Source organism: Mesorhizobium sp. IMUNJ 23232 (assembly GCF_044326205.1).
In the GTDB taxonomy this organism is placed as follows: Bacteria; Pseudomonadota; Alphaproteobacteria; order Rhizobiales; family Rhizobiaceae; genus Kumtagia.
Genome location: NZ_JBIRCY010000009.1, coordinates 15,830 through 30,296 on the forward strand (window position 1 = coordinate 15,830; position 14,467 = coordinate 30,296).

Annotated in this window: 14 protein-coding genes; 12 read left to right on the forward strand and 2 right to left on the reverse strand. The window is 62.3% G+C overall.

Features of this window, described 5'->3' with window-relative positions:
• Nucleotides 1-56 precede the first annotated feature (56 nt).
• Both ACH196_RS08670 and ACH196_RS08675 read right to left on the reverse strand, forming a co-directional pair.
• Nucleotides 57-797: a TadE/TadG family type IV pilus assembly protein gene (locus tag ACH196_RS08670; RefSeq protein ID WP_396646484.1), complete on the reverse strand. Its 741-nt coding sequence runs from the start codon at nucleotides 795-797 to the stop codon at nucleotides 57-59.
• 6 nt (nucleotides 798-803) lie between these two features.
• Nucleotides 804-1,232 (reverse strand): pilus assembly protein N-terminal domain-containing protein, encoded by a 429-nt coding sequence (locus tag ACH196_RS08675; RefSeq protein WP_396646485.1) that lies wholly within the window; start codon nucleotides 1,230-1,232, stop codon nucleotides 804-806.
• A 340-nt stretch (nucleotides 1,233-1,572) separates the two neighbouring features.
• Here ACH196_RS08675 and ACH196_RS08680 point away from each other — a divergent pair, with 340 nt between their 5' ends.
• The 12 genes from ACH196_RS08680 to ACH196_RS08735 all read left to right on the forward strand — a co-directional run bounded on the left by ACH196_RS08680 (nucleotide 1,573) and on the right by ACH196_RS08735 (nucleotide 14,446).
• A complete protein-coding gene (locus ACH196_RS08680) occupies nucleotides 1,573-1,746 on the forward strand; it encodes a Flp family type IVb pilin (protein ID WP_396646486.1) in 174 nt (57 codons plus the stop codon).
• 141 nt (nucleotides 1,747-1,887) lie between these two features.
• Entirely contained in the window at nucleotides 1,888-2,409 is a 522-nt protein-coding gene (locus ACH196_RS08685; protein ID WP_396646487.1) for a prepilin peptidase, read from the forward strand.
• A gap of 189 nt (nucleotides 2,410-2,598) precedes the next feature.
• On the forward strand, nucleotides 2,599-3,411 hold the full coding sequence (gene cpaB / locus ACH196_RS08690; protein ID WP_396646488.1) for a Flp pilus assembly protein CpaB: 813 nt from the start codon (nucleotides 2,599-2,601) through the stop codon (nucleotides 3,409-3,411).
• An 8-nt stretch (nucleotides 3,412-3,419) separates the two neighbouring features.
• On the forward strand, nucleotides 3,420-5,036 hold the full coding sequence (locus ACH196_RS08695) for a type II and III secretion system protein family protein (RefSeq protein WP_396646642.1): 1,617 nt from the start codon (nucleotides 3,420-3,422) through the stop codon (nucleotides 5,034-5,036).
• Between the two features lie 14 nt (nucleotides 5,037-5,050).
• Nucleotides 5,051-5,782: a CpaD family pilus assembly protein gene (locus ACH196_RS08700; protein ID WP_396646489.1), complete on the forward strand. Its 732-nt coding sequence runs from the start codon at nucleotides 5,051-5,053 to the stop codon at nucleotides 5,780-5,782.
• A gap of 26 nt (nucleotides 5,783-5,808) precedes the next feature.
• Nucleotides 5,809-7,095 (forward strand): CpaE family protein, encoded by a 1,287-nt coding sequence (locus ACH196_RS08705; RefSeq protein ID WP_396646490.1) that lies wholly within the window; start codon nucleotides 5,809-5,811, stop codon nucleotides 7,093-7,095.
• Between the two features lie 30 nt (nucleotides 7,096-7,125).
• Nucleotides 7,126-8,619, forward strand: a complete 1,494-nt coding sequence (locus ACH196_RS08710) for a CpaF family protein (protein ID WP_396646491.1) — start codon at nucleotides 7,126-7,128, stop codon at nucleotides 8,617-8,619.
• 160 nt (nucleotides 8,620-8,779) lie between these two features.
• A complete protein-coding gene (locus ACH196_RS08715; RefSeq protein ID WP_396646492.1) occupies nucleotides 8,780-9,793 on the forward strand; it encodes a type II secretion system F family protein in 1,014 nt (337 codons plus the stop codon).
• A 7-nt stretch (nucleotides 9,794-9,800) separates the two neighbouring features.
• Nucleotides 9,801-10,817 carry a type II secretion system F family protein gene (locus ACH196_RS08720; protein WP_396646493.1) on the forward strand — a complete coding sequence of 339 codons (1,017 nt, stop codon included), beginning with the start codon at nucleotides 9,801-9,803 and terminating at the stop codon, nucleotides 10,815-10,817.
• A gap of 61 nt (nucleotides 10,818-10,878) precedes the next feature.
• Nucleotides 10,879-12,066 (forward strand): glycosyltransferase, encoded by a 1,188-nt coding sequence (locus ACH196_RS08725; RefSeq protein WP_396646494.1) that lies wholly within the window; start codon nucleotides 10,879-10,881, stop codon nucleotides 12,064-12,066.
• Nucleotides 12,067-12,122: 56 nt separating this feature from the next.
• Nucleotides 12,123-13,421, forward strand: coding sequence for a cytochrome P450 (locus ACH196_RS08730; RefSeq protein ID WP_396646495.1), 1,299 nt, complete (start codon nucleotides 12,123-12,125; stop codon nucleotides 13,419-13,421).
• Nucleotides 13,422-13,453: 32 nt separating this feature from the next.
• Nucleotides 13,454-14,446 (forward strand): class I SAM-dependent methyltransferase, encoded by a 993-nt coding sequence (locus ACH196_RS08735; protein WP_396646496.1) that lies wholly within the window; start codon nucleotides 13,454-13,456, stop codon nucleotides 14,444-14,446.
• Nucleotides 14,447-14,467: the final 21 nt, after the last annotated feature.

Consider the following 14,467-nt stretch of genomic DNA (forward strand, 5'->3'; position numbering starts at 1 on the left):
ATTCACCGTCTTCGTTCGCTCATCCAGTTTCACGGCAAAAGCCTCGTGAAAAGAAATCAGTTGTTGAAGGGCTCATTCCTCCAAATGACGGCGGCGAAATGCACCGTCTTGCCTTCTTTGCCATTTTGCAGGAGTCCAATTATATTGTCGGTGAAAATAGGCCATTTGTAATAAAGACGGAGCATATTTATAGTCTGTGGCCCGCCGAGTTCAACCCTGAAGTCGTTATTGTCAAGGTCATCGGACAGCATATATTTTTTGACAGTGGTTGCTCCGGAAAAAGTCGTGAAAGTACGCAAATCTACGTAAAGCCCAGGGCAATCGTTCGCGACAATAATCTTGATCTCTGCGCAGACAAGGTTCTGAAGTTTTTCCTTGTCCATGGTTTTTTCCTGGCCGGTTCTCATCCGCCGCGCGATGTCGTCCGCTGCGTTGGCCAGAACCTGCGATCCGGCGAAGGAAATACAGCTTTCAAGAATGACGAAGAGCATCAGCGAGAAGGGCAATGCCAACACCGCGAATTCGATCGCGGTTACACCTCTTGCGTCTACGATGAATCGCCGGAGCAACCCTGCGAACAGGCCCCTCTTGCGGAGGCTGTTGTGCTGCGGAACGGCGCTCATCGCTTTTTTGCCCATACGCTTTTCATCGTCCGAGACTTTAGCGCGAAACCATTGCGGTCCGGTTTTGCCGATTGTTAAAATCGGTTTGGATAGATTTACGGCCGCGTAACCAGGGGCGCGGCCGTATTCATGTTGCAAAAGACGGTTTCGGGCGGGCGCTGCCGGCGCAGCCATCCTCGCTTATTGCGAGGCGTTCGTCTCCGCTTCCGACGTGCGTTCCGCGTCGGATTTATAGGAACTCTCGCAGAACGGCGTGCAGGAGAGCGTCTGTATCTCCGCGCGCCTGTATATGCGCAAGGACGAGGCCGTCTGACGTGCCACTGTGATCTGCTCGTCGACGATCGGCGTGCCCTCGGCATCGAGCACGACAAGGTTGGTCACGCCGAATCCCTTGCCCGTCAGCACGATGGTGGTCGAATCCTGCACGGAGGCGTCGGCGATATTGGGATTGCCGACCACGATGGTGTCCGCCGCTCGTGCCAGTTTCACGATCTTGGCCTGGTTCATCACGACCTCTATGCCGCCATCAGCCTGCGCCGGCATCACGGCGGCCGTGACTACTGTTCCCATCAGGCCGAGCATCTTCAGCGAAATCTTCAGGGCGGCCATAAGGTTCTCCGGGCGGTGCAGGTTCTCAACTGAAAATGAACGATATTGGTGAACCAAGCGTTAAGTGCCGGAAGTGGACACGGAAGACAGCATTCTCACGTGGCCGGTCCGCGCCGGCTGCATGGTTGAAATGTTTGCAGGAATTTGGGTAGTTCGAATTTTACTACAATTCTTTATTTAGTTCGGGGTTTACCACACAAGCTGGGGGCCTGGCGAAACAATTCGGTAAGGCTGTTTATTAAGCGCATTGAAAGAGCTTCCCCGTAGATTGCGACCATCCGATCAACCCCGAGAAAAGTTGACGGAAGTGCTGTAACACGTGGATTGAAGGATCTCTTAGATGTCGAAGCTTTTTTCCCGCTTTGTGAAGAACGAATCCGGCGCGACCGCCATCGAATATGGTCTGATCGCCGCCCTCATCGCTCTGGCCATCATCGTCGGCGCCGGCACCCTCGGCAACACCCTGAACGAGAAGTTCCTCAAGATTTCCGGTGAACTGACCAAGGCGAACTAAGCTCTGCCGAGCCTGTCTGACGGCGTTGCTATATGTCAGCGAGGGCCGCTCCGTGTGGAGCGGCCTTTGCCGTTGAGACAGAGCGGCGGTTAGCGTTGTCCGGATCTCCGAAATCGCCTTGGATCGAAAGTCACGAGAACCATGGTTGAAGCCTTGATATTCGTCGTGTTCCCGTTCTGCATGGCGTTCGCGGCCATATCGGACATGTTGTCGATGACCATCGCCAATCGTGTGGCGATCGTCCTTGTCGCGACTTTCGCCGTCGTCGCTCCCCTGACGGGTATGGACTGGACGACCTATGCCTGGCATTTCGCGGCGATGTTCACGGTCTTGCTGGTGACCTTCGCGCTTTTCGCGCTGGGCGGCATGGGCGGCGGTGACGCCAAGCTTCTCGCGGCGACCGCTCTCTACATGGGAATGAGCGTCCAGCTCGTTCAGTATCTGGTGATTTCCGCCTTCATCGGCGGAGTGTTGACGATTGCCATCCTGAGCTTCCGCGCATCCGCGCTATCCGTCTATACAGGCCATAACCTCTTCCTCAGGAATTTCACGGATGCCCAGAAGGGGGTTCCCTACGGTATAGCGCTGGGGGCTGGCGGCCTGTTGGCCTACCCTGCCTCACCCCTGATGGTGTGGGCTCTCGGGCAACTCGCAGGCAATTGAAATAGCATTTGCAGAATACAGCGAAAGATGATGGCGGCCCCCGGCCGCCATTTGTGGTTTGCAGATTTCGTTGTCCGGCATTTAAAGAAACTTAAAATTAATCATAAACGTTCGCACACCGTTAACCGTAATTTGACGATTGCCGCTGCAAGTTCCGCCTTGGCTTGAAGAATTGCGGGGTTCGAACAGATGGCTGCATCGCGGCTGATCATTCTGGGCGTGGCTGTGGCCGCGGCAGGTGGTGCAGGATACGTCGCCAAGAACATGACGGCACCGCCGCCGGCGCAGATCGTCGTCGATCAGGGACCATCGCAGCCGGCCGTCGCGCTGGGCGAGGTTCTGGTCGTCTCCGGCGACGTGCCGATGGGAGCGAGTGTCGGCGACCAACTGTCCTGGCAGGAATGGCCGTCGGAAGGGATAAACGACAAGTTCATCACCCGCGAGGCCGAGCCGAACGCGCTCGACGAACTCAAGACCGCCATTGCCCGGGAGCGGATGTATGCCGGCGAACCGCTGCGCCGCTCCAAGCTGGTCGGTGAGGGCCAGAGCTTCATGTCCTCGATCCTGCCGTCCGGCTACAGGGCGATTGCGACGCAGATCGCTGCGGACACCTCGGCCGGCGGCTTCATCCTGCCGAACGACTATGTCGATGTCATCATGACGCGGCGCGCCGAAGCCGGATCGGCGACGGGTTTCATCACCGAAACGATCCTGCAGAACATCAAGGTTCTGGCGATCGACCAGACCATCCAGGAGGACGAGGAAGGCAAGAAGGTCAAGGTCGGCGACACAGCCACGCTGGAACTCACGCCGCAGCAGGCTGAGATCATCACGGTCGCCCAGCAGATGGCGGACAGGCTGACGCTGGCGCTCCGCTCGGTCGCGGATGCGCAGGTGCCGCCCACCAACGAAGCCGACTATCTCGTCTCGGGTAACGGCAAGCGTGGAACCGTGCGCCTCATCAAATCCGGTGAAGTTTCCGAAGTGGGAGCAAGGAAATGAACTCAGAGATGGAGCCGATGGCCAAAGCGGCCGGACGCGGTGTTCCCATGACGATGCTGAAGAAAGCCACCTCGGTAGCGGCAGCCTGCGCCGTCCTGATGGCGGGTACCAGCCTGCCGGGCGTCGGCACTGCGACCGCCGCTTCGAACCTCGTTTCGGTGGGACCCACCCAGCGCGACAGCCAGCGCATCAACCTCGGGCTGAACAAGTCGATCGTCATCGATCTGCCGACGGACGCCTATGACATATTGGTCGCCAATCCCGCCGTCGCCGATGCCGTGACCCGCACTGCGCGCCGCATCTATCTCTTCGGCAAGGCCGTGGGCGAGACGAACATCTTCGTGTTCGGACCCAACGGCGAGCAGATCGCCAGCCTGGACCTCCAGATCGAACGCGACGTCGCCGGTCTCGAGGATTACATCAAGCGTTTCATCCCGACCTCCGACGTCACGGTCGAACTGCTGAACGACAACGTGGTTCTGACGGGCACCGTCGAGACGCCGCTCGATTCCAAACGCGCCGCCGATCTCGCAAACATCTTCGTGACCGGCGGCGAGGCGACCACGGGTCAATATTCGCAGACCGCTTCCGGCGGATCGAGCGACAGTGGCGTCGCCATCGACAATCCAGACCAGGAACGCCGGGTCAGCCAGATCGTCAACCTGCTGCAGATCATCGGCGAGGATCAGGTCACGCTCAAGGTGACAGTCGCCGAGGTCAGCCGCACGGTTTTCAAGCAGCTCGGCGTGAACCTTATCGCCGGCGGCGATTCCAACGGCATAAGCTGGGGCGCCATCGCCGAATCGTCATTCGGCCTGGGCAAGCCGCTGTCGGCCACTGGCCTCGCCTTCGGAAGCTCGGTGATCGACGGTTATGTCAACGCCATGGAGCAGGCCGGCATCATGAAGACGCTGGCCGAGCCGACGCTGACGGCGGTGTCCGGCGAGAAGGCGACGTTCAAGGTCGGCGGCGAGTTCAACCTGGTCACCGGGCGCAACAGCGCTGTCTCAGACGACAACAAGACCGGTCAGATCACCTACACGGTCGAGAAGCTGGAATACGGCATCGGACTGGAGTTCATTCCGGTCGTGCTTTCTCCCGGCCGCATCAGCCTGAAGGTGAGGACTTCGGTTTCGGAGCCGACCACGGAAGGATCCGTGGTGTTTGAGGGAGGCCCTCCCCGCAAAAGTCCGGGCCTGCTCGGCGGAATTTTCGAGCCACGAGCCAACTTGCAGGGCACGAACATGCTGTCGATCCGCAAGCGCCTGGCTGACACCACCGTTGAATTGCCTTCCGGCGGCTCGATGATGATCGCCGGCCTGGTCCGCGACGACGTCCGTCAGGCGATCCAGGGGGTACCGGGCCTTTCCAAGATACCGGTGCTGGGCACGCTGTTCCGCAGCCGCGACTTCGTGCGCAACGAGTCCGAACTGGTGATCATCATCACGCCCTATCTGAGCAAGCCGGTGGCGCGCTCCGCGCTTTCCAAGCCGGACGACAATTTCAACCCCGCCAGCGACGGCGCGGGCATGTTCCTCGGCCGCGTCAACCGCGTCTACGGAACCATGAAGACGGACAGACCGAACGGCCAGTACCACGGCATGGTCGGGTTCATCTACAAATGATCGGGAAACGGGCCATGATCGACAAGACCTGCGAATTCAGACCGGCCTCGATGCGTCCCGGAGCCAGCACACTGCGAAGGCCGATGCTGGCGGTGAGCACCGCGTTCGCATTGGCGCTGATGACCGGCTGCGCGACAAGGACCGACAGCGTGACGGTGGGAGCGGTGCCGGACGATTACCGGACCAATCATCCGATCTTCATCGCCGAGAAGGAGCAGGTCATCGACCTGCCGGTCGGCGCCAGCGAGCGCGGCATGACCAAGATGCAGCGCACGGCGCTTGGGGGTTTCCTCAGCGACTACGACCGTAACGCCGCTCCGGTCCTCAACATTCTGGTGCCGGTCGGCTCCTACAACCAGGCCGCCGCCGCCCAGGCAGGCGCCGACTTCGCGCATTTCGCCAAGAAGTACGGCGTCCCCGCAAGCCGCATCGCGGTCTCTTCCTATCAGGCCACCTCCCCCGACGTGTCCGCGCCGGTCCGGGTGACCTATAGCGCGATCAAGGCGCAGACCAACAAATGCGGGCGCTGGCCGGAGGATATCGCCGAGACCAATCAGAACAAGCACTACGCGGATTTCGGCTGTTCCTATCAGAACAACCTCGCCGCCCAGCTTGAGAACCCCGCCGACCTACTCGGTCCGCGCAAGCAGTCCGAGATCGATGCGGAGCGCCGCAGCAACGTCATCGACGCCTACCGCAACGCGCCGGTCTGGGTCGATAGTGCCGTTCGCGAAGTCGATTACTGAGGATTGGGCCGCAAGGGGGCATCCATATGAGCAATCTGGCCTACGATTCCGCTCTCGATGTGGAGCGTTCAGCGGACCGCGACGCTTCTGCCATGTACGCCTTGCGTCCGGTGCCGCGCATCTCGATCCAGGCCTTCTGCGAGACGGACGGCATCGCGGTGCCGATCGAGCGCGCCGGCGAGGACCGGCGCATGGCCAAGGCGCATCTGAAGATCCATATGGGCGGCATTCCCACCGCCGTCGAATTCTACCAGAACGCGCCGACGCCAAATCTGATCATCGTCGAATCGCGCAGCGAGCCGCGTCAGTTGCTCGAAAGCCTTGGCGAGCTTGCCGAACTTTGCGATCCGAGCACGAAGGTGGTGGTCATCGGCCACTACAACGACGTCGCGCTCTATCGCGACCTGATCAAGGCCGGCGTCTCGGAATACATGGTCGCGCCGATCTCGCTGGCCGACATCGTCGGCGTCATCACGCACATCTTCGTCGATCCCGAGGCCGACCCGATCGGTCGCTCGATCGCCTTCGTCGGCGCCAAGGGCGGCGTCGGCTCCTCGACGATCGCCCACAATGTCGCGTGGGCCATGTCCAACCTTTTCAGCTCCGAAGTCGTCGTGGCGGATTTTGATCTCGCCTTCGGTACCGCCAACATCAATTTCGACCAGGATCCCGCACAGGGCATGGCCGAGGCGGTCTTCTCGCCCGAACGCATCGACGAGGTCTATCTCGACCGTCTGCTCGCGCAATGCGCGGAGCGCCTCTCGCTCCTCGCGGCGCCCTCGACGCTGGACAGGGTCTACGACTTCGATGCCGACGCCTTCTCGCAGATCATCGAGACAGCGCAGCGCAGCGCCCCGCTCCTGGTGCTGGACCTGCCGCATGTCTGGACAGGATGGAGCAAGCAGACGCTCTTGCAAGCCGACGAGATCGTCATCACCGCGACGCCGGAACTCGCCAGTCTGCGCAACACCAAGAACCTCGTCGACATGCTGAAGAGGACGCGGCCAAACGATGCGCCGCCGAAATTGATCATCAATCAGTCAGGCGTACCCAAGCGGACCGAGATTTCGGTCGCCGACTTCTCCGATCCGCTGGGCATCACGCCGATCAGCGTCATCCCCTTCGACCCGCAGCTTTTCGGCAATGCCGGCAACAACGGCCGCATGCTCGGCGAGATGGATGCCAAGCATCCGACCGTCCAGGCGGTCAACGAAATCGCGCATGTGCTGACCGGCCGCGCCGAGATCAAGGCGAAGGCCAAACCGGGCATCTCCGGCATCCTCGGAAAACTCAAGCTGAAGAAGAAAAAGTAATCCTTCCGACGCGCAAAACGGCAGAAGATCATGTTTGGTAGACGAGGCAATGACGACGGAATCCGGGGCAAGACCGAGTTCCGCTCTCCCGCGCCGATGGGTGCGCCTGCACCGGCTGGCGATACGGCGACTTTGCCCCCTCGCCAGGCGGACGCGAAGCCGGTCGTGCCGGCCGCTCCGCCTCCCCGGCGTATCGAAGTTCCGCCGCCCGTGGAGCCGCGCAGGGCGCAGCGGGAAAAGAGCGAGACTTATTACGACACCAAGTCCCAGGTGTTCTCCGCGCTGATCGATACGATCGACCTGTCGCAGCTTGCGAAGCTCGATCCCGAAAGCGCGCGGGAAGAGATCCGCGACATCGTCAACGACATCATCGCCATCAAGAATTTCGTGATGTCGATCGCCGAGCAGGAAGAATTGCTCGAGGACATCTGCAACGACGTTCTGGGTTTCGGGCCGCTCGAGCCGCTGCTTGCCCGCGACGACATCGCCGACATCATGGTCAACGGCGCCAGGCAGGTCTATATCGAAGTGAACGGCAAGGTCGAGCAGACCGGCATACGCTTTCGCGACAATCAGCAGCTTCTCAACATCTGCCAGCGCATCGTCAGCCAGGTCGGCCGGCGCGTCGACGAATCCTCACCCATCTGCGACGCGCGCCTTCCCGACGGTTCGCGTGTCAACGTCATCGCGCCGCCGCTGTCGATCGACGGCACGACTCTTACGATCCGCAAGTTCAAGAAGGACAAGCTGAAGCTCGACCAACTGGTCAAGTTCGGCGCGATCTCGCCGCATGGCGCGGAAATCCTCAAGATCATCGCCCGCGTCCGCTGCAACGTCGTGATCTCGGGCGGCACCGGCTCCGGCAAGACGACGCTGCTCAACTGCCTGACCAACTACATCGACCGCGACGAGCGCGTCATCACCTGCGAGGACTCGGCGGAGTTGCAACTGCAGCAGCCGCATGTCGTGCGCCTCGAAACCCGCCCGCCCAATCTCGAGGGCGAAGGCGAGATCACCATGCGCGACCTGGTCAAGAACTGCCTGCGCATGCGCCCAGAGCGCATCATCGTCGGCGAGGTGCGCGGACCGGAGGTCTTCGACCTGCTGCAGGCAATGAACACCGGTCACGACGGTTCTATGGGGACGATCCACTCCAACAGCCCGCGTGAATGCCTGAACCGCATGGAAGCGATGATCGCCATGGGCGGCTATTCGCTGCCGCAGAAGACAGTGCGCGACATTATCGTCGGCTCCGTCGACGTCATCATCCAGGCTGCCCGCCTCCGCGACGGCTCGCGCCGCATCACCCATATCACCGAGGTGATCGGCATGGAGGGCGACGTCATCATCACCCAGGATGTGGTCCTCTATAACCTCAAGGGCGAGGACGCTTCGGGCAAGCTGATCGGCGAACATGTCTCCACGGGCATCGGCCGCCCTCACTTCTGGGACCGCGCCCGGTATTTCGGCGAGGAACAGCGGCTCGCCGCAGCTCTCGAGGCGATGGAAAAGCGGACGGATTAGGGTCTGTCGAGATACAGGCCAGGACGAGACGAAAATGGCGTTTTTCGAGAACCGAAGCGCAGTGTGCGACCGGGTACATGAGCATCCGAAGCGCAGAAAAGCGCCATTTGCAGGCCGTCATGGCCTGAGTATCAACAGACCATAGCCGGAAAGGGCCATCATGTTCGGCTTGGATACGACGATACTGGCTTTCATCGTGCTCGCCGGGCTAAGCGCCGGCGCCATCGCCTATGCGTTCCTGTTCAATCGCATCGCCACCGAAAAGACGGTCGACAGGCGCCTCGACACGGTGAAGCGCGCCGACACCGACCGGGCGGTGATCAAGGCGTCTCGCGATCGCCAGGTGGAGGTCGCCAAGCGCCGCAAGTCGCTTCAGGATTCGCTGAAGGATCTCGACGCCAAGCAGATGACGCTGGACCACAACGTCAAGAAACCACCGCTGCGCATCCAACTCAAACAGGCGGGCCTGACCCTGTCGGTGGAGCGGTTTTATCTCTATTCCGTTCTCTGCGGCCTGTTCCTTACGGCAGCCGCCTTCATGGCGGGTGCGCCGCTGCTGATCTTGCCCGGCGTGCTCATTGCTGGAGGGCTTGGCCTGCCGCGCTGGTTCGTGTCTTTTGCCAGGGCGCGCCGCGTCAAGGCGTTCCTCAATGAATTCCCCAATGCGCTCGACGTCATCGTGCGCGCCGTCAAGTCCGGCCTGCCGCTCAACGACGGCATCCGCCTGATCGCCACCGATGCACCCGAGCCGGTCAAAAGCGAGTTCCGCCGCATCGTCGAATCCCAGCAGATCGGCATGTCCATTCCCGATGCGGCGTTGCGCATGCCCGAGAGCATGCCTTGTCCGGAAGCCGGTTTCTTCGGCATCGTCATCCAGATCCAGAGCCAGGCCGGCGGCAACCTCTCGGAAGCGCTCGGCAATCTTTCCCGCGTGCTGCGCGACCGCAAGAAGATGAAGGCCAAGGTCCAGGCGCTGTCGATGGAAGCCAAGGCATCCGCCGCCATCATCGGCGCCTTGCCGTTCATCGTCGCCCTTCTCGTCTACCTGTCCAGCCCGAGCTACATCATGCCGCTGTTCACGACCACGACCGGCAACATCATTCTCGGCGTCTCCGGCCTGTGGATGTCGATCGGCATCTTCGTGATGCGCCAGATGATCAACTTCGAGGTCTAGGCCTGATATGACCGCTCAAGTCGCCAAGACCCTTACCGATCCATCGTTCCTGATGGCGCTTCTGGTCGGCATTGCCGTATTCGCCACCTTCTTCACTATATTGCCCGCCTTCGGCGGCAATCCTCTCAAGGCGCGCATGAAGACCGTCGCGCTGGAGCGTGATGAACTGCGCGCCAAGCAGCGCGCCCGTCTCGCCGCCGAGGCCGACAGGCGCCGCAAGGGCCTGCGCGAGGAGCAGTCCGTAGGCATGCGCAACATCGTCGACAGGCTGGACCTGCGGCGTGCGCTGGTGGACGAGAACACGCTCAACAAGCTGAAAGTCGCCGGTTTCCGCGGCCAGAATCCGCTGACCAAATTCCTGTTCTTCCGCCTCGTCCTGCCCTTCGTTTTTCTCGCTGCCGCGCTCGTCTATCTGTTCCTGCTGGGTGGATTGCCGGAGCAGCCGGTCTTCATCAAGCTGTTCGTCGCGGTGGTCGTCGGCTACGCCGGGTTCTATGCGCCGGTCCTCTACGTCAGCAACCGCGCGACCAAGCGCAAGCAGTCCATCCAGAGCGCCTGGCCGGATACGCTCGACCTGATGCTGATCTGCGTGGAGTCCGGCATGTCGGTCGAAGCGGCGATGCGCCGGGTCGCCGACGAGATCGGCGCGCAGTCGGTCGAACTCGCCGAGGAATTGATCCTGACGAATGCCGAGCTTTCCTATCTCCAGGAGCGGCGCCAGGCGTTCGAGAATTTCGCCAACCGCACCGGCCTAGAGACGGTCAGGTCCGTAACCCAGGCGCTGATCCAGGCCGAACGCTACGGCACGCCGGTTGCCCATGCGTTGCGCGTGCTGGCCGCTGAAAGCCGCGACATTCGCATGAACGAGGCGGAGAAGAAGGCTGCCGCGCTACCGCCGAAGCTGACCGTTCCGATGATCCTTTTCTTCCTGCCCGTGCTTTTTGCGATCATCCTGGGGCCAGCCGGTATCCAGGTCAGCCAGCGCGGCCTGTTCGGCGACAAGCAGTCCTCGTCGAGCGAATAGCCCAAAGCGAAATCTGATCCGTTCCCTTCCGTTCGGGCTGTTCATCGCTTAGACGGGGCGCATGTCCGTCCCGTGGATTCACGTTCTGGTTTTCATCGGCTTCGCGATCAACGCCATCTCGGCGGCGAGCGTCGTGCTGCGGCTGAGACGGCTGCAGAAACCGCGCTCGGCGCGCCAGGCAGCCGCCACGGTCATCCTGCCGATCACCGGGGCGTCGCCGGGCCTCGAGGCGCTGATCGCCACGCTCAACGCCCAAACGCTGCAACCGCGCCGGCTGATCATTTCGGTCGAGTCGGAGCTGGATCCGGCCTATCGCCGTGCTGCCGCCGTGGCGCCGCTGGCGCGTTTTCCGGTGGAGATGGTGGTTGCTGGCGAAGCATCCCACCAAGCCCAGAAATGCCGCAACCAGCAGGCCGCGCTCGCACGCATCGACAACAGGGATGACGCCATCGTCCTGATGGACAACGACATTCTTCCGCAATCCTGGTGGCTGAGCGCGCTGGTCTCCCCGCTGGTCGACGACCATTCCGACCTGGTCACCGGCCATCGCTGGCAACGCGTGGCGCGGCATCGGCTCGGCGCCCATCTGGTGACCGCTATCGACCGCGCCCTGACACTGATGCCGCGGCTGGGCTCTGAGTCGACCAGTGTCGTGTGGGGGGGAAGCGTCGGCATATCGCGGTCCGCCGCGACAAGCATGGATCTGATGGGCAGCCTTGAACGCACTTTGTCAGACGACCTTTCGCTGGCCGAGCATGCGATGGCGGCAAATCTGCGCACGCTGACGCGCGGCGCGCTGCTCATCGCCTCTCCGACTACGCTGGACCTAGCGTCAGCTTGGCGCTTCGCCGTGCGCCAGTACAGGATCGGCCACATCTACCGGCCATGGCTGTGGCGGCTGGCCGTGCTCAGCGTTGGTCTGCGGCTCGTCATTTGGGGGGTGGTCCTTTATCAGATGCTCACGGTCGGCACGTTCGTCTGGGCCGGCGCGGGCCTGGCGGCGCTGGCCGTTCTGAAGCAATATCTGGTCGGGGAGGTCGCGCGACGGATCGATATGCCCGATCCGCGTGCGGTAAGGATTGTCCAGTTGCTGCTTGGGCTCGTTCAGCCGCTGGTCGACCTGTTCCACATCGCCGTCCTCATCGCCGCGGCATCGACACGGCGCGTCACCTGGGGACATGTGGTCTATGACATCGCCGGTCCCTACTCCATCGAGGTCAAGGAGCGCCTGCCATTTTCCGCTTCCTGAAAATCCTCTTCTGGACGCTGGGCCGCCTACCTTATGCGAGCCGGCTCGTCGGCCGCATGTTTCCCGATCCGATGCGGTTCGTCGCCGGAAAGCCGCTGGAGCGCTGGCTGATGATCATGGACCTGCCATACCGCAAGCTCGCGCTGGCCAACGATCCGAAGATCGCTGAGACGGTCATGCTCGATCGGAAAGGCCAGTATCCGAAGAGTGTCGTCGTGCACGATCTTCTGCGGCCGCTGATTGGCGGCGGCGTTTTCGGCCAGCCGGGCGGCGCGTCCGTCAAGGAGACGCGGCGCATCTTCTCGCGGTCTCTGGCGACGATACCGGACGCGCATGTGGCCGAAACGGCGGAAGCGCTGACAGCCGAGTATATCGACCGCTGGCTGGCGGCGTCGGACCATGAGGTGCCGATCGGCGAGGAATTGTCGCGGCTGACCGTCGACATCGTGTCGCAATGCACGCTCGGCAACCGCTTCGACGCCGAAGAATCGGTGCGGTTCACCAGGCTGTTCTTCGCCTTCCATCAGAAGGCGGCGCCGCTCGTGCTCATGCTGGCGAAGCGCGACGAGAAGGCACGGGCTCGCATCGTCCGGGAAATGGGCATCGAGCGGATCGGCGCCGAGATGCGCACGCTGATGTATGAGCGTTTCGTACGGCCGCTGATGACCGGCGAGCAGGCGCTGGAAAGCGCGCCCTTCGCGCTGGCGCTCGCCGAGGCGGGCCGGTTCGCGCCGGGTGAGACCGACGGCGAGGCTTTGCTCGACGAGATCGCCGTCATGCTTCTCGCCGGTCACGAAACCACCGCCTCGACGCTGTCCTGGCTGAGCTTCGAACTCGCCGGCCGCGTGCCGCTGCAGGATGCGGCGGCGCGGGCTGTCCGCGAAGCTCCCGACGGCAAGGGCATATGGCGGGAAAGCGCGCCGGAGGCGGTCGTCGATTCGCTGGCGAAGGAGGCGTTGAGGCTGTACCCGCCGATCGGCTTCTTCCTGCGCGAGACCGAGCAGGATGTCACTTTTCGCGAGAAACAGGTGCCGGCTGGCAGCTTCTTCGTGATCTCGCCCTGGACCTTGCACCGGCACCGAAAACTCTGGCCGCGCCCGGACGATTTTCTGCCGCAGCGCTGGCTGGAAAGCACGGCCGCGCCGGCGCGCACCAGCTACATGCCTTTCGGCATGGGTGCGCGCGGCTGCCCCGGCGCCCGCTTCGCCAATGTCGAGATGGCGGTCATCCTGCGTGGACTTCTCAGCCGCACTCGGTTATCGCTGCTGCCCGGAACCCGGCCCGAACCGCTCGGCAATCTCACGTCGCGGCCCGACCGGGAAATCATCTTGAGCGTCAGGGAACGTCGGGCCTGACGCCGCGAGCCGAACTCCAAAAAGGCGGATGAATGGCTGAAATCGAACTGAGCCAAGCCGTCGTCCAGGACGGCAAACCGTTGCCGCCATGCCCGATCACCGGCAAGCCGGCGCTGCGGCGCATCCACGGCGTTTCGGCGCGCACCATCGAGGAGATCTGGCGCATAGGGCAGGGCGTCGACGTCTCGCCGCTGTTCAAGGGCATCGACCGGATAACGCTCTACGAGTCTCCGACCGGGCTGGTGTTCTTTGAGCCGCGCATCGTCGGCGATGGCGACTTCTACGAGACCTATTACAAGAAATGGGATGTGCATGCGGGGCTGAACAACATCTCGCATTCGCGGGTCGACTACAAGCGCTCCGCCGGGTTCATCCCGCCAGGCGCGAAGGTGGTCGACGTCGGCTGCGGCCCGGGCGTTTTTCGCCACCATCTGCCGCATGCCCATTACACCGGCCTCGATCCGTATGCGGGGCCTGACGTCGACGATGTGGTGATCCGCGAGACGCTAGAGGAACATGCGGACAAGCGGCCGGGCTTCTACGACGTGGCGAGCGCCTTCCACGTCATCGAGCATGTGCCCGATCCGCGCCGGCATGCCGAACTCATGGTCAGGCTGATCAGGCCGGGCGGTATGTTGATCCTGGCCGCGCCGCTGCATCCGTCGCCGCTCACCGAGATCCCCAACTTCCCGATCAATCTCCCGCCGCATCACGTGACGTGGTGGAATCCCGGCGCCTACAAGGCGCTTGCCGCCGAACTCGGCCTCGACGTGGTGGAAGCCGGCACGCTGGCGCCGTCGCCGCATCAGGGTGTCATTTATTGGCTGCACCGGCTTCTGCCGGTCCGCACCGATAGGCCGCCCAACGAGCGCTACGTCGCGCATCGCTGGAGCTGGCATGCCAGCATCGCGATTGCCTATGCGCTGGCGAAGATCGCGAGCCGCATCAAGGTGCTGCCGGCCAACGCTCGCCCGGTGGACGCGTATCTGGTGGCGAGGAAGCCGATAGGGGGCAGTAGGGAATAGGCAGTCGGCAGTAATGTCCCA